This is a genomic window from Haloferax gibbonsii, from assembly GCF_001190965.1.
Classification (GTDB): domain Archaea; phylum Halobacteriota; class Halobacteria; order Halobacteriales; family Haloferacaceae; genus Haloferax; species Haloferax gibbonsii.
The window spans coordinates 447,100-461,661 of the sequence record NZ_CP011948.1; the positions used below are offsets into that span (position 1 = coordinate 447,100).

Consider the following 14,562-nt stretch of genomic DNA (forward strand, 5'->3'; position numbering starts at 1 on the left):
CGAGTAAACGTTACAAAATTATATGTGTAATAGAATGGGCCAGATTCATTCGAGTATCGACATTTTAGGCGCTGAAGAGACCGCTGCGTCGGGAGTTGCGAGACGCGCAAGAAGACAGAATGTATCGAATCCTTCGACCTCACCTGTCGGCGCGCCCCCCACGAGCAGCGACCTCACCTGGAGATTCATCACAGAGATGGTGGAGTCGCGAATGAGGCGCTACAGAGACCGGTTTCGGCCGCGAGCTAACGCGTGGCCTCGGACGAAGAGCCACGGTTGGGCGCAGAGCCCCGCTCTTGGGGGTGCCGTACTCGTGTCAAATCGCGGATGATCGTTCTGAGAGGAAGAACGGTCGAGATACCGCGAGTCGGCGTGTTGTGACCCTCAGAACGCGTACACCCGCCCGGAGAGAAACTACCCGACAGCTAACTCCCGTCGCGTATTCGCCGAAAGACCGCGAAGACTTGACCGCTGTCCGAGGCTTTTTCTCGCCGTGTAGTACATAGTCGCTATGGACACGGACCCCCGCGAGGAAGTCGCAATCGACGCCGCGGAGAGAGGTGCCGACCACGCGTCGGCGCGTTTCAGAACCAAACTCGATATCGAGCAGAAAAGCGACGCGATAGACCTCGTCACGGAAGTCGACCGCGAGACACAACGGCGGGTCATCTCGACGATTCGAGAGCGGTTCCCCGACGACGCGGTCGTCGGCGAGGAAGAAGACGAACTGAAGACCGTCCCCGAGTCGGGATACGCCTGGATTATCGACCCGATAGACGGGACGCAAAACTACACCCGAGGTGCCCGCGAGTGGGTGACGAGCGTCGCCGTCGTCAGAGACCAGACGCCGATTGCGGCGGTGAACGTCTCCCCCGAGACGGGAGACACCTACATCGCCACGGAGGAGCGAGTCGAGCGAAACGGGCGCTCGATCACCGTCAACGACGAGTCGAACACCAGCGCGTTTCTCGTCTCCTCGACGCTCCGGTATCAGGACGGTGACCGACCGGGAATCGAGCGACTCGCTGGAGACATCTTCGGCACGTTCGGCGAGATGCGGAAGCTCGGGACGACGCAACTGACGCTTTCGCGACTCGCCGACGGGTCGATAGACGCGGTCGTCGGGCTCGACGAACAGCCGAACGCGTGGGACACCGTGGCCGGGGTCTACCTCGTCGAACGCGCGGGCGGAACGGTAACCGACCTCGACGGAAACAGGTGGGGGCCGGGACAGCCGGGTCTCGTCGCGTCGAACGGGCACGCACACGACGAGGTACTCGAAGCGGCGCAGGCGGCGTTCGAGGCGACGCGATAGCAGCGCCGCCCACCACCGCCCGACCGGACAGACTTCGTGACGGGTGGCCGGGGGCGTCAGAATTACACGGTTATGTCTGTAATGAAAATGGGTAGAAACCCCGTCGGCGAGAGACGCAACCCCCGAAAGACTCCACGAACATAATAATCCTGTCACGAGGCTACGGACGGGAGTTCGCCGTGAACCGACCGAGAACGAACGCCGAGACCGCGGACCGCCGACGCGGGGTGCGGGTGGTAGTTCGGTGGCATCGCCCCGGTCCGCGCCCTCACTTAAACGTTCACGCGTCCGAAAGCCGTGACGAGTGAAGCGGTCTCAAGCCTTCAATCGCCCGTAAATCCGAAGCTCACGCGTCTCGGGAGACTCGACGTTCCTAACTTCCGAATACGTATATAGAGGCAAGTCGGTTCCCCGTCGAAAAACGGATAATTCCAATCTGTATCCTTCGTAAGCATCGTTAAGGCGTGTGTTAACTATTATCAACCTCAGAGAGCACGTATAAACGTTCGACTGTCCGGAACCGGCTGCGTCGCCGAGCAGAAAGGACCGGTCGTCTACCCCCCGGGTGTTCAGCATCGAGCCTCAGTCGCTGGTCGGTATGACTGGCCCCAACAAACGGAGGTACATCTTTAACCCCTGACCGTGGATTCCCCTCCATGAATAGACACGACCCGTCCGGCGTGCTCAAGACGACCGCCGCCTCGCTGGCGCTCGTCGACCACATCCTCGAACTGGAGGGGGCGACGATGGGCGAGTTGGTCGAGGCGACGGACCTCGCGAAGAGCACCGTCCATGCCCACCTCAAAACGCTCGCGGAGTACGGCTACGTCGTGAACGTCGACAACGAGTACCACCTCGGGGCGAAGTTCTGTCACCTCGGCGACTACGTCAGGACGCGCAAGGACTACTACAGGGTCGCCCAAGAGACCGTCTCGTGGCTCGACAGCGAGTCGTCGATGGACGCGGACTTCGCGGTCGAAGAACACGGCCGAATCGTCTCGTTGTACGGCGACCTCGAGTTCGCGAACTCGCCGCGCTTTCTCATCGACGGCAGTCCGTTTCACGTCCACACGACGTGTTCGGGGAAGGCGATTATCGCCGAGTACCCGGAGACGCGGGTGCGGGAAATCATCGACCGCTGGGGACTGCCGGCGGCGACGGACGACTCCATCACGACCGAAGAGGAACTGTTCGCGGAGCTGGCGACGGTCCGCGAGCAAGGGTACGCCGAGAACAGCAGCGAGGCGGTCGAGGGCTTTTGGGCCATCGGAAAGGCCGTGAAGTCGCCGCGGGGCGAGGTGTACGGGTCGCTAAATCTGAGCGGTCCCGCCTACGTCATCGACGAGGAGACGCGGGCGACGCAGGTGGAACTGCTCGAACGCGCCGCCGAGCGGTTCGAACAGGGCGTCGCGGAACTATATCGGACTCAAGCGGACGAGGCGAACGAAGCGTGAGTGTGAGAAGCGAAAAGTGAGACGTGAGAAACGTTCGTCGGACCGACCGAGTCGGTCAGTCGAGCGCGTTACGCCGGGACGCTGCCCGACGGGACGACGCCGTCGTCAGTCCACCCGCGACGCTCGTAGTACGCTTCGAGCGCCGCTTCGAACCCGTCTAACTCGTCGGCGTACGGGAGCGTGTCGTCGCCGCGGTCGAAGCCGCGCTGGTTGTTGAAGTGCCGTTCGAGCGTGACGATGCGGTCGCCGACGGCCAGCAGGTCCTCGAAGTCGGCGCCGAACAGCATCTCGTAGCGCTCGGGGGTCATGAAGTCCCGCGAGAACTTGCAGACGATGCCGCTGTCGTTGAGCGCCATCTGGTTTTCCTTCTCGATGAGGCGCTTGGGCTTGCCCTCGAACCCTTCCGGCGGGTAGGCGTCGTCCTTGCCGACGAGCGGGTACTCCTGGGAGTAGAACACCGCGTACATGTGGTCCGCGCCGCGGTTGGCGACGGCGTACGACAGACCCTGTCCGTGGAGGACGCGCCCCTCGTGGGCGGCGAAGTCCATCCCCTTGACCGTCCAGTTCTCGACGCCGAGGTCGTCGTGGACGCGGGCGATGCCCTCGGCGAGGTCGTCGCCGATTCCCTCCCGGAGCGCGATTTTCTCCACGAGGTCGTGGATGAGGTCGGTGTTGCCGAACTCGTCTTCGCTGGCGAGGTAGGCCGCGACGGTGTTGCCGGCCGAGATGGCGTCGAGGCCGTAGCGGTCGCACAGCTCGTTCGACTTCATCACCTCGACGATGTCGTCGACGCCGGAGTTCGACCCGAACGCCATGGTGACTTCGAACTCGGGGCCCTCGGTTTCCACGCCCGCCTCCTCGTCTCTCGTGGGGAGTTTGCACGCGAACGCGCAGGCGGAACAGGTGCCCTTCTTGTACTTCTTCTTCTCGACGGCGTCGCCGTTGATTCCCTCCGCGCCCTCGAAGTGGCGCTCGGAGAAGTAGTACGACGGGAGGCCGTCCATCTCGTTGGCGAGGTCCAGCACGGCGACGGTCCCCTGCCGCTTCATGATGTGGTCGTCGGTGGCGGCCTCGCGGTGAATCTCCATCTGCGACGACGGAATCTCGATGTCGGGCGCGGAGTCGCCGCCGAAGGTGAGCGCCTTCACGTTCTTCGACCCGAGGACGGCACCGAGACCGCCGCGGCCGAACGCGCGCTCCTCGCTCGTCATGATGGAGGCGAAGCGCACGAGGTTCTCGCCGGCGGGACCGACGACCATCGTCCGGTCGGCTTCGATGCCGTGTTCGTCGTCGAGGTACGCGACCGTCTCGGGGACCGTCGCGCCGGCGAGGTCCGGGACGGACTCGAACTCGACACCCTCGTCTGTGACGTGGAGGACGACCAACTCGTCGCTCGCGCCCGTGAGTTCGACCGCCGAGTAGCCCGCGTCCGCGAAGTTCCGCGAGACGAACCCGCCCGCGTTCGACGAGCAGAGGCCGCCGGTCAGCGGCGAGACGCTGGTGCAGTTCGTGCGGCCGGTGAAACTCATGTTCGAGGACTGCATGGGACCGGTGCTGAAGTAAACCCGGTTCTCCGGGCTGAAGGGGTCAACGTCGAATGAGACGCGCTCGTGGGCGAGGCGGGTGGCCACCCCGCGGCCGCCGACGTAGGATTCGAGAATCTCGTCGATGTCTTCCGTCCGACTGGTCTCGTCCCCTAAGTCGACCGTGAGCAGCGGACCTTTTGCGTGTAACATTAGAAAAAGAAGGACTTGCCTCGCACAAATCCATTGTGGTTACTGTTACGTCGCTAACCAAATTACCGCGGGATACCAGTCCCGAAACCGAATACTGTGTACGTCATCAATAGGAAGCGTGGACAAATTATTTATGACTGTTCTACATGGGTTGAGGTATGGTCGCAGGTCCGCCGATTCACGAGTTGCACTTCGACGACGCGCCGAACGTGGGCGACGTTCCGGGGCCGAAATCGACGCGACTCCTCGAAAAACAGCAGCGAATCGACAGCAGCGCCGTCTCGTATCCCGAGGACATCCCCATCGCGTTCGAAAGCGGGAAGGGAGCGACGGTGCGTGACGCCGACGGCAACACCTTCATCGACATGTTCGCCGGCATCGGCGTGCTCAACGTGGGTCACTCGAACCCGTACGTGTTGGAGGCCGTCCACGAGCAGACCGACAAGTTCGTCCACACCGTCGATTTCCCGACGGAGGCCCGACTCGACCTCATCGAGAAGTTGGACGAAATCGCGCCCGGGGGACTGCGCGGCAACAACCGCGTCGTCTTCGGCGGGCCGACCGGGAGCGACGCCATCGAGGCGTCCATCAAACTCGCCAAGTACAACACCGAGGGAACCGGGCTCGTCGCCTTCCGCGGCGCGTACCACGGCGCGACGAGCGGCGCGATGAGTCTCACCGGCAACAAGAAGTTCAAGGGCGACTACTCGCCGCTGCTTCCCGACGTGGTCCACGCTCCCTACCCGAACACGGTCGAGATGGGCAAAGGCCCCCAGGAGGCGGTCGACCACTGTCTCGAAGAGGTCAAGGCCATCTTCGAGGACCCCTACGGCGGCCTCGCCAACCCGGCGGGTATCTTCGTCGAACCGATTCAGGGCGAAGGCGGCGTCGTCACCCCGCCGAAGGGGTTCCTGAAGGGCCTCCGCGACATCGCCGACGACAACGGCGTGCCGCTCGTGTTCGACGAGATTCAGAGCGGTCTCGGCCGCTCCGGCAAGTGGTGGGCGAGCGAGTGGTACGGCGTCACGCCGGACGTGATGACCTCGGCGAAGGCGCTCGGCGGGACCGGCTTCCCGCTGTCGGCGACCATCTACCACGAGGACCTCGACACGTGGGGGTCGGGCGACCACGCGGGCACGTACCGCGGCCACGTCGTCGGGATGCGCGCCGGCACCCGCGCCATCGAGTACATCCAGCAACACGACCTCCTCGAGCACGCCCGCGACCTCGGCCAGTACATCCGCGGCCGGCTCTCGGAGGTCGCGGAGGACAACCCCCGAATCGTGGACGTTCGCGGGAAGGGGCTGTTCATCGGCGCGGAGTTCGTCGACGCCGAGGGCAAGCCCGACGGCGACGCGGCCGACGCGCTCCAGCAGTACTGCTTCGAGCGCGGCGTGTTAGTCTGGAAGGCCGGCCGGCACGGGAACGTCCTGCGACTGCTCCCGCCGCTCGTGCTCACCCGCGACCTCGCGGAGACGGCGCTCGACGTCATCACCGACGGCATCGAAGCGGTCACGGCCGAAACGCAACGAGTCTAATCACGGTCGAACACCACGATGCCACCCGAACGAGTCATCACGGACGACGCCCCGCGCACGGACAACCCCTACTCGCAGGGCGTCGTCGCCGGCGACACGCTCTACGTCTCGGGCTACGGCCCGGTCGACCCCGAGACGAACGAGGAGGTCGACGGCGACATCGAGGAACAGACCGACCGCGTGCTCGACAACATCGCGGCCGTCGTCTCCGAGGCCGGCGGCGACGGCCTCAACGACGCGGTGAAACTGACGGTGTACGTCACCGACCTCGACGACTACGAGCGGGTCAACGAGGCGTACGGCGCGCGGTTCGACGAGGTGCCGCCGGCCCGCGTCTGCGTCGAGGTCGCGCGCCTGCCCGGCGACGTTCGCGTCGAGATGGACGCGATAGCGTATCTCGGATAGGCCGCGACCCGTGGGGGCGCAGCCGCGCGACCGCGGGTTTATTCAGGGGTGGCGGACCGCGGTTCAGTCGTTCAGTTCGTCGACCCGGCGGTCGCGCCGCTCGTTCGCGGCGTCGATTCGCTCGAGGAACGCCGACATCTGCGCTTTCATATCGGCGCGCAGGTCGGTCGCAGAGAAGTCGTCGGACTCCGCGAGGAGCCTGACGAACGCCTGTAGCTCCTCGTCCGTGAGCTGGTCGAACGCGCCGCGTTCGAGCTTGTCGATGACGGCGTCGACGTCGATTTGGCCGACCGGTTCGACGTTGAAGTCGACCGTGACCATCCGGTAGTCGGAGCCGGCGAGTTCCTGTTCGGCCTTGTTGACGCCCTCGGAGAGCATGTCCTTGAACGGGGTGTAGTAGCCCATCGTCCCGAGGTGGAGGAACGCGAGCATGTCGGTGATGCCCCGGGTGTACGCCTCGCGGTCGGCGGCGTCGGGGTTGAACACCGTCTCGCGGTCGCGGTCTTCGAGCGACTCGAAGAGGATGGTGAAATCGAGTATCGCGTTGCGGAGGCGGCGTCGAATCCGGTTGCGCTTCTGTTTTTTCGAGTGGTCGGTGTAGTCGGTCTTCCGACCGAGCAGGAACTCGCGGTCGCTCGGCGTCAGGATGCCGCGGCCGCGGTCGGCGGCGTAGGCGAGGTCGTCGGTGCCGTCCGTTCCGTCGGCGTCGTTTGCCATATACAGAACGCGTGTACGAATTCGATTAAGTGTTACGAACGGACCGAATATCCGGACGTATCGGGTCGATAGCCGAGGTATTCCGAAGTCTCGTCTACAGTTCGTGTGAACGCACCGGTCGAGGGCGGTGGGAGGCGCTACGCAGCGAGGAAAGCGCACGACTGCAGCGGGTCGACGTCCGACTTTCCGACCGTTTGTAAACGGATTTCGTTCTCGGCGTCACCGATAACCACAAATTTTATTGGTAATGTTTGCACTTGTCGTGATGTGGGACATCACGTAGCATGGTGTCCGTCGGAGCGAGAGTATGTCAGACCACAACATAGCACACGCGTGCAACGGTCGTCGTGACGCACAGTTCGGGGCGCGGGCCCCGGCCAGTCAGTCGGGAGGTGACGGCCCCGGTCGGACGGGGTCGAACGGAGCGGTCGCACAGGGGGGTGTCAGCCGTGAGTTCCGCTGACGGCGCGGTCGGGCGCTTCCTCGACGAAATCGAGCCGGTGGTGTTCGCGTTCGGCGCGGCGATAACGCTGCTCTTCGTCGGCGCGTTCAGCCTCAATCCCGAGGCTTCCTACGACTTCGTCCTCGGGATTCGCCGGTGGATTCTCGCCACGTTCAACTGGTTCTTCCTGTTGGCGATGCTCGGGTTCGTCCTGTTCTTGGGCTTCGTGATATTCGGGCCGTGGGGGAACCTGAAGCTCGGTGACGAGGACCCAGAGTACGGGTTCCTCTCCTACTTCGCGATGATGTACTCCGCCGGGCTCGCGGCGGGTATCGTCTTCTGGGGGCCCGCGGAGGCGCTGTTCCACTACTCGACGGTCCCGCCGCTGTACGGGGCCGAGGCCCAGTCCGCGGCGGCGATGCCGCTGGCGGTCCAGTACTCCATCTTCCATTGGAGTCTGACCCAGTGGTCGTGTTTCACCGTGATGGGGCTCGCCATCGGCTACTTCGTCTACAACTACGACGCGCCGCTTCGCGTGTCGGCGGTCCTGACGCCGGTGCTCGGCGCGGACAACGTCGACGGCGCGATAGGGAAAACCGTCGATATTCTCGCCGTGTTCGCGACCCTCGGCGGCGTCGCGACCTCGCTGGGCTTCATCGGGAGCCAGTTCATCACCGGACTGAACTTCCAGTGGGGCATCCAACTCGGCGACGTGGGGACCATCCTCGTCATCACGGGCATGGTCGTCATCTTCACCATCTCGTTGGTGCTGGGCGTCGACAAGGGGATTCGCCGGCTCTCGAACTTCAACATGGTCGTGTTCTCCCTGTTGATGGTCGCGACGCTGGTGTTCGGGCCGACGTTCCGCATCCTCGAACTCGGCACGCAGGCGACCGGCGGCTTCATCGGCGACTTCTTCCAGATGAGCCTGTTCACGCAGGCCACCACGGCCAGCGCAGGGAAGTGGGTCAACGCGTGGACCGTCTTCTACTGGCTCTGGCCGCTGGCGTGGTCGCCCTTCGCGGGCCTGTTCATCGCCCGCATCTCGCGCGGTCGGAGCGTCCGTGAGGTCGCGTTCGCCGGTATCGGCGCGACCTCGCTCGCGACGGTCCCGTGGTTCGCCATCGTCGGCGGCGCGGGCGTCATCATGCAGCACACGGGCGCGGCGAACGTCCTCGGGCCGGTCTCCGAGTACGGCGAAGCGGTCTCGGGGTACGTCCTCTTCGGCAATCTCCCCATCGTCGGACCGCTGCTCCTGTTCGGGTTCCTCGTGCTCGTGACGACGTTCTTCGTCACCTCCGCCGACTCGTCGACGCTGGCGGTGTCGATGATGACGACCGGCGGCAAAAAGGAACCCTCCGCGCTCAACCGCATCTTCTGGGCCGTCCTCCAGGGCGCGGTGGCGTCCATCCTGATGGTCGTCGGCGGCGTGAACGCCCTGCAGTCCGCGGCGATTATCACGGGCGCGCCGTTCGCGGTCATCTGCGTGATAGCGACGCTCGGGCTCATCCGGACCTTCCAAGACGACTACGGAAGCCTGCTCCTCCAAGACGAGACGAACCTCTGGGGGAAGTCGGAGTCGACCGGCGGGCAGGCACCGGCCGCGAACGTCTCCAGCCACGACGACGACTGACGCCGACTCCAGCCGAACGCGGTTCCGTCCCCGTCTCTGTCCCCGTCGCCGTCCATCTCCATTCTCTGAAGACCGGTACCGACCGAGAGCGCCGCCGGCGCGGTCGCCGAGGCGGACCGCGAGCCGTGACGCGTGGTAGCCTCTATGATACCAAGTTTTAATGTACGGTATCAACAAATCCTGTGTATGGATCGGGATACCGCAGAACCGGACGCAGCAGCGCTGCCCGGACCCAACGCGAAGCAGTGGGTCGAGTTCCATCACAAGCACGCCGCGCCCAGCGAGTACTCCCACGAGTTCGTCTGGGACGTGACCGCCGAGGCCGACGGCCCGTTCGTCACCGACGTGGACGGCAACGTCCTCTTGGACTTCACCTGCCACATCGGGGCCGCGCCGCTCGGCTACAACAACGAGAAGGTGCTGTCGAAGCTCCGGGAGTTCGACCTCGTCGAACCGATGAAAATCGCCGGACAGGACATGTACTTCGGCGCGGGACCGGACCCCGAAACCGCCGAGTTCCCCGGGTCGAGCCACCTGATGGACAAGCTCACCGACGTCTCCTCTCACTACGGGATGGACACGGTGTTCCTGTCGAACTCCGGGGCCGAGGCCGTCGAGAACGCGATGAAGATAACGCACGACCACAAGGCCCCCGCGAAGTACGGCTACGCCTTCGAGGGGAGCTTCCACGGCCGGACCCTCGGGACGCTCTCGCTCACGAAATCGAAAGAGGTCTACACCCGCCACTACCCGCAAGTCGCGGGCATCGAGACGGTTCCGTTCTGCGCGGACTCGGGCTGTTCGGCGGACTCTTGCGACTGCGGTTTCTTCGCGGGCGGCGGGTCGCAGTTGCGGAACTCGCTCTCGCCGGAGGGCGGCCACGTCAACCCCGACGAGGTCGCGTTCGCGATTCTCGAACCGATTCAGGGCGTCGGCGGCTACCGCTTCCCGAGCGAGGAGTTCATGGCCGAGGTGGGCGACGTCTGCGACACCTACGACATCCCGCTCGTCGTGGACGAGATTCAGTCGGGCGTCGGGCGGACGGGCGAGATGTGGGCCGCCGACCACTACCCCATCGAACCCGACGTCATCGCCAGCGCGAAGGGGCTCCGCGTCGGCGCGACCGTCTCGCGGTCCGACGTCTTCCCGACCGAGAAGAACCGCCTCGGGTCGACGTTCGGCGGCGGCGACCTGCTCGCGTCGATGCAGGGCGCGCTCACGCTCGACGCCATCGAGGAGTACGACCTGCTCGACAACGCGACCGAGCGCGGCCGGCAGGCGAAGGAGCTCCTCGCCGACGACGCACCCGACCACGTGGTCGACGTGCGCGGCAAGGGCCTCATGCTCGCCGTCGAGTTCGACACCAAACAGCGCCGCGACGCCGTCGTCGAGGCGGCGCTCGACCGCGGCCTGCTCACTCTCGGCTGTGGGAAAAAGACGATTCGCCTCCTGCCCCCGCTCGACTCCAGCGAGCGCGAAATCGAGATGGGCGTGGGCATCTTCTGCGAGGCGATGGACGCCGTGGCGACCGAAGCGGTCGCGTGAGCGTGGGTTTCGCCGGACGGACAGCGTGAGAAAGAACGGACCCGAGACGCGGTCTGTCCCGTTTTTCCGGACTACTCAGGCCGAGTCACCGGACTCGCCGACGCGCTCGTCCAGCGAGTGTGAGACGACTTCGACGCCGTCGAGCGCGGCCAGCGAATCGAGCGCGTCCGCGAGGTGGTCCGGACCGCTCCCGTCGAGGCGAACCTCGACCGGAACGCGATTCGGTTCGTCGGCGGCGGTTCGGGCGGCGCGCTCGACGCTATCGAGTTCGGCCCCGGACGCGGCGACGGCCTCGGAGAGGTCGCCGAGAACCGCTGGCCAGCCGTCGAGTTCGAGGCGCGCTTCGGCGGCGCGGCCGAGCGCCTCCATCCCGACGCGGGTCAGTTCGGCGTGTTCCGAGAGGCCGACGTTGCCGCCGGAGACGACGGCCGCGACGCGCTCGCCCTCGACGTCGACCGCACCCGACAGCAGCGCGGCGACCGGGGCCGCGCCGGCCGGTTCGGCGACCGTCTTCGCCCGCTCGGCGAGGACCGCCGTGGCGACCGCGAGGTCCGCGTCGTCGACCGAGACCACGTCGTCGATGCGGTCGCGGACGACCGCGAACGTCCGCTCTAACAGCCGCGCATCGGCGATACCCTCGGCGACGGTATCGACCTCCGAGAGCATGCGAATCTCGTCGGCCTCCAGCGAGGGTTTGGCGTGGGCCGCCCCCTCGGGTTGGACGCCGACGACGCGCACGTCGGGGTCCCGCGCCTTCAGCGCGGTGGCGATGCCGGAGATGAGGCCGCCGCCGCCGATGGAGACGAGAACCGTATCCACGTCGGGCGCGTCAGCCGCGAGTTCCCGCCCGACGGTCCCCTGTCCGGCGATGACGGCCGCGTCGTCGAAGGGGTGGACGAACTCCAGTCCCTCCTCGTCGGCGAGTCGCAGGGCGTGTTCGTACGACTCCTCGTACAGGTCGCCCTCGACGACGACGTCCGCGCCGTAGCCGCGGGTCGCGTCGATTTTGACCGCCGGCGTGATTTCGGGGACGACGATGGTCGTGTCGATGCCGAGCAGGTCGCCGGCGAGCGCGACGCCCTGCGCGTGGTTGCCGGCGCTGGAGGCGACGACCCCCCGCTCGCGCACCGACTCGGGGAGCTGCGCCATCGCGTTGTACGCGCCGCGAATCTTGAACGACCCCGTCCGCTGGACGTTCTCCAGTTTGAGGTCGACCCGCTCGGCCCCGCAGCGGCCGGCGATGGTCCGCGAGCTATCGAGCGGTGTCCGGTGGACCACGCCGTCGAGTCGCTCGTGGGCGTCCGCCACGTCCTCGGCGGTGACGATTTCGGACGCCGGGGGAGCCGACTCGCCGGTGACGCGGCCGTCGCTCATCGGTTCTCTCCCGCGAGTTCCGGTGCCGACTCGACTCCCGCGACCGAGAGAATCGACCGCGTGAGCACCTCGACGCCGGTTTCGAGACTGCGCTCGTCCACGTCGAACGTCGCGGTGTGGTGGCTCGTCGGATGGTCGGTGCCGACGATGGAGTAGCACGCGAGGCCGCCGTCGCGCTGGACGCGCTCCATGAGGAACGTGGCGTCCTCGCTCGCGCCGAAGTCGGCGGTCGGCACGACGCGGTCGACGCCGCGCACGCCCTCGGCGGCGTCGGCGACCGCCTCCACGAGCTCGGGGTCGCTGTCGGCCCGCGGGCTCTCGCTGACCACGTCGACCGTCGCCTCGCAGTCGTGCAGTTCGGCGGCCTTCTCGAACCGCCGGCGGAGTTCGGACTTGGCGTACTCCATGAGTTCGGTCGTCTCGCCGCGCGCCTCGGCGACGGCCTCGACCTCGTCGGCGATGACGTTGCTCGCGGTGCCGCCTTCGACCCGGCCGACGTTGACGCGGGTCATCCCGTCGGAGTGTCGCGGGATGCCGTAGACGCTCTCGATGGCGGTGCCGAGCGCGTGGATGGCGTTCGCGCCGGCCTCCGGCGCTTTCCCGGCGTGGGCGGTCGTCCCCTCGATTTCCGCGTCGATGTGGCACATGGCGAGCGGTTTCTCGATGCCGGCGACGACCTCCCCCGTCGGGTGGTCGAGGCCGACGTGGACCGCGAAGAGGTAGTCGATGTCGGCGGCGTACTCGCTTTTCGCCATGGGCGCGCCGCCCCCCGAAATCTCCTCCGCGGGCTGGAAGAACACGACGAGGCGGCCGGAGAAGTCGCTTTCCGTGACGGCTTCGAGCGTCGCCAGTCCCCACGTCATGTGAGTGTCGTGGCCGCAGGCGTGCATCGTCTCGCCCGTCTCCGAGCGGAAGCCCTCGGCCGCGGGGTCGTGACCCGCGTCGTCCGACTCCTCGATGAACAGCCCGTCGATGTCGACGCGGAGACCGACCGTCGGCCCCTCGCCGCGGTCGAGGACGGCGACGCAGCCGGTCGTCCCGCCGCGGAGCGGTTCGAGGAGGTCCGGGTCGACCCCGCTGTCGAGCGCCCGCTCGTACCACTCGTCGAGTCGGTCGTCGCTCGGGACCGCCATCCGGTCGTCGGGGTCGTAGGCGTCCGCGCCGACGGCGAGTTCGTCCACGCCGATGGCGCGCAGTTCCTCGACGAGCCGCGCGGTCGTCCGGAACTCGCACCAGCCCGGTTCCGGGTGGCGGTGGAGGTCTCTGCGAAGCTCCGCTAGTCGCGCTCGAACGGCGTCGGCCATGCGTACACGTACCACTCGCCACCCACTTAAGCATAAACGGTATCCGTGGACACCGGCTACACAAAAAGACTAAGGGAACGACACCCAATCGATGTAGCAACCGCGCCCGCGACGCGCGCGACTCACACCATGAGCGAGACAGACATCGTCGTCCTCCGCGAGGGGACCGAGGGCCTTTCGATGGAATCGTACGCCGACGCGCTCCGCGAGCGCCTCCCGGACCGGACCGTGACGCTCGCCCGGACGCCGAAACAGGAACGCGAACTCGTCGCCGACGCCCGCGTGGTCACGGGCATCACGATAGACGAGGACCTGCTGGACCGCGCCGACCGCCTCGAACTGTTCGCCTGCACGTTCGCCGGGACCGACCACGTCCCGATGGACGCGCTCGCGGAACACGGCGTCGCCGTCACCAACGCCGGCGGCATCCACGCGCCCGGAATCGCCGAGCAGGCCATCGGCAACATGCTCGTGTTCGCCCGCCGCCTCCACGAGGGCTGGCGGCGCAAAGAGCGCGCCGAGTGGCGGCACTTCCAATCGGGCGAGTTCACCGACAGCACGGTGACGATTATCGGCCTCGGCTCCATCGGGCAGGCCGTCGCCCAGCGGTTGCAAGGCTTCGAAGTCGAGACTATCGGCATCCGCTACACCCCGTCGAAGGGCGGCCCGACCGACGAGGTCGCCGGCTTCGAACCCGACGCGATTCACGACGCGCTCTCCCGGAGCGAGTACGTCGTGGTCGCGTGTCCGCTGAACGACCTGACCCGCGGGCTCATCGGCGAGGCGGAGTTCGCCACGATGCCGACCGACGCGGTGCTCGTCAACGCCGCCCGCGGCGGCATCGTCGACACCGACGCGCTCGTGTCGGCGCTGCGGTCGAACAAGATTCGCGGGGCCGCGCTCGACGTGACCGACCCCGAGCCGCTTCCCGCCGACCACCCGCTGTGGGGGCTGGAGAACTGCCTCATCACGCCCCACACGGGCGGCCACACGCCGAAACACTGGGACCGCCTCGCCGACATCGTCGCCGGGAACCTCGGGCGACTCGACGAGGGCGAGGAGTTGGAGAACCAAGTGCTGGCCGCCGAGTCGAACTGAC

11 protein-coding genes are annotated in these 14,562 nt (G+C 66.3%); 7 read left to right on the top strand and 4 right to left on the bottom strand.

All coding sequences use genetic code 11. The annotated features are described in order from the left end of the window. The first annotated feature begins 511 nt into the window (after positions 1-511). Positions 512-1,315 (top strand): inositol monophosphatase family protein, encoded by an 804-nt coding sequence (locus ABY42_RS16790; RefSeq protein ID WP_050460191.1) that lies wholly within the window; start codon positions 512-514, stop codon positions 1,313-1,315. A 656-nt stretch (positions 1,316-1,971) separates the two neighbouring features. After that, positions 1,972-2,769 carry an IclR family transcriptional regulator gene (locus ABY42_RS16795; protein WP_049904874.1) on the top strand — a complete coding sequence of 266 codons (798 nt, stop codon included), beginning with the start codon at positions 1,972-1,974 and terminating at the stop codon, positions 2,767-2,769. Positions 2,770-2,837: 68 nt separating this feature from the next. On the opposite strand, the gene ABY42_RS16800 is transcribed toward ABY42_RS16795, so the two are convergent. After that, positions 2,838-4,505: an aldehyde ferredoxin oxidoreductase family protein gene (locus ABY42_RS16800; protein ID WP_050460192.1), complete on the bottom strand. Its 1,668-nt coding sequence runs from the start codon at positions 4,503-4,505 to the stop codon at positions 2,838-2,840. A gap of 158 nt (positions 4,506-4,663) precedes the next feature. Between ABY42_RS16800 and ABY42_RS16805 the strand changes: the two genes are divergently transcribed. Together ABY42_RS16805 and ABY42_RS16810 are read left to right on the top strand one after the other, a co-directional pair. Further along, positions 4,664-6,043, top strand: coding sequence for an aspartate aminotransferase family protein (locus ABY42_RS16805; protein WP_050460193.1), 1,380 nt, complete (start codon positions 4,664-4,666; stop codon positions 6,041-6,043). 18 nt (positions 6,044-6,061) lie between these two features. Next, positions 6,062-6,448 (top strand): Rid family detoxifying hydrolase, encoded by a 387-nt coding sequence (locus ABY42_RS16810; RefSeq protein WP_050460194.1) that lies wholly within the window; start codon positions 6,062-6,064, stop codon positions 6,446-6,448. 63 nt (positions 6,449-6,511) lie between these two features. Here the strand turns inward: ABY42_RS16810 and ABY42_RS16815 are convergent, their stop codons facing one another. Beyond that, complete coding sequence (locus ABY42_RS16815; RefSeq protein WP_004971668.1) at positions 6,512-7,165, bottom strand: hypothetical protein; 654 nt, start codon at positions 7,163-7,165, stop codon at positions 6,512-6,514. A 440-nt stretch (positions 7,166-7,605) separates the two neighbouring features. On the opposite strand from ABY42_RS16815, the gene ABY42_RS16820 reads away from it, so the two are divergent. Further along, positions 7,606-9,240: a BCCT family transporter gene (locus ABY42_RS16820; protein WP_004971666.1), complete on the top strand. Its 1,635-nt coding sequence runs from the start codon at positions 7,606-7,608 to the stop codon at positions 9,238-9,240. Positions 9,241-9,426: 186 nt separating this feature from the next. Continuing rightward, a complete protein-coding gene (locus tag ABY42_RS16825; protein WP_004971664.1) occupies positions 9,427-10,785 on the top strand; it encodes an aminotransferase class III-fold pyridoxal phosphate-dependent enzyme in 1,359 nt (452 codons plus the stop codon). Between the two features lie 75 nt (positions 10,786-10,860). On the opposite strand, the gene ABY42_RS16830 is transcribed toward ABY42_RS16825, so the two are convergent. Together ABY42_RS16830 and ABY42_RS16835 are read right to left on the bottom strand one after the other, a co-directional pair. After that, positions 10,861-12,159 carry a threonine ammonia-lyase gene (locus ABY42_RS16830; RefSeq protein ID WP_050460195.1) on the bottom strand — a complete coding sequence of 433 codons (1,299 nt, stop codon included), beginning with the start codon at positions 12,157-12,159 and terminating at the stop codon, positions 10,861-10,863. Next, on the bottom strand, positions 12,156-13,463 hold the full coding sequence (locus ABY42_RS16835; RefSeq protein ID WP_050460196.1) for an amidohydrolase: 1,308 nt from the start codon (positions 13,461-13,463) through the stop codon (positions 12,156-12,158). The genes ABY42_RS16830 and ABY42_RS16835 overlap by 4 nt, the downstream gene beginning before the upstream one ends. Before the next feature lie 129 nt (positions 13,464-13,592). Here ABY42_RS16835 and ABY42_RS16840 point away from each other — a divergent pair, with 129 nt between their 5' ends. Then, positions 13,593-14,561 (top strand): D-2-hydroxyacid dehydrogenase, encoded by a 969-nt coding sequence (locus tag ABY42_RS16840; protein WP_050460197.1) that lies wholly within the window; start codon positions 13,593-13,595, stop codon positions 14,559-14,561. Position 14,562: the final 1 nt, after the last annotated feature.

Bases quoted from the DNA above. Each gene is read 5' to 3' on its own strand.
- ABY42_RS16835 (WP_050460196.1), bottom strand. From the start codon at position 13,463: ATGGCCGACGCCGTTCGAGCGCGACTAGCGGAGCTTCGCAGAGACCTC.
- ABY42_RS16810 (WP_050460194.1), top strand. From the start codon at position 6,062: ATGCCACCCGAACGAGTCATCACGGACGACGCCCCGCGCACGGACAAC.
- ABY42_RS16825 (WP_004971664.1), top strand. From the start codon at position 9,427: ATGGATCGGGATACCGCAGAACCGGACGCAGCAGCGCTGCCCGGACCC.
- ABY42_RS16830 (WP_050460195.1), bottom strand. From the start codon at position 12,159: ATGAGCGACGGCCGCGTCACCGGCGAGTCGGCTCCCCCGGCGTCCGAA.
- ABY42_RS16815 (WP_004971668.1), bottom strand. From the start codon at position 7,165: ATGGCAAACGACGCCGACGGAACGGACGGCACCGACGACCTCGCCTAC.
- ABY42_RS16795 (WP_049904874.1), top strand. From the start codon at position 1,972: ATGAATAGACACGACCCGTCCGGCGTGCTCAAGACGACCGCCGCCTCG.
- ABY42_RS16790 (WP_050460191.1), top strand. From the start codon at position 512: ATGGACACGGACCCCCGCGAGGAAGTCGCAATCGACGCCGCGGAGAGA.
- ABY42_RS16800 (WP_050460192.1), bottom strand. From the start codon at position 4,505: ATGTTACACGCAAAAGGTCCGCTGCTCACGGTCGACTTAGGGGACGAG.
- ABY42_RS16840 (WP_050460197.1), top strand. From the start codon at position 13,593: ATGAGCGAGACAGACATCGTCGTCCTCCGCGAGGGGACCGAGGGCCTT.
- ABY42_RS16805 (WP_050460193.1), top strand. From the start codon at position 4,664: ATGGTCGCAGGTCCGCCGATTCACGAGTTGCACTTCGACGACGCGCCG.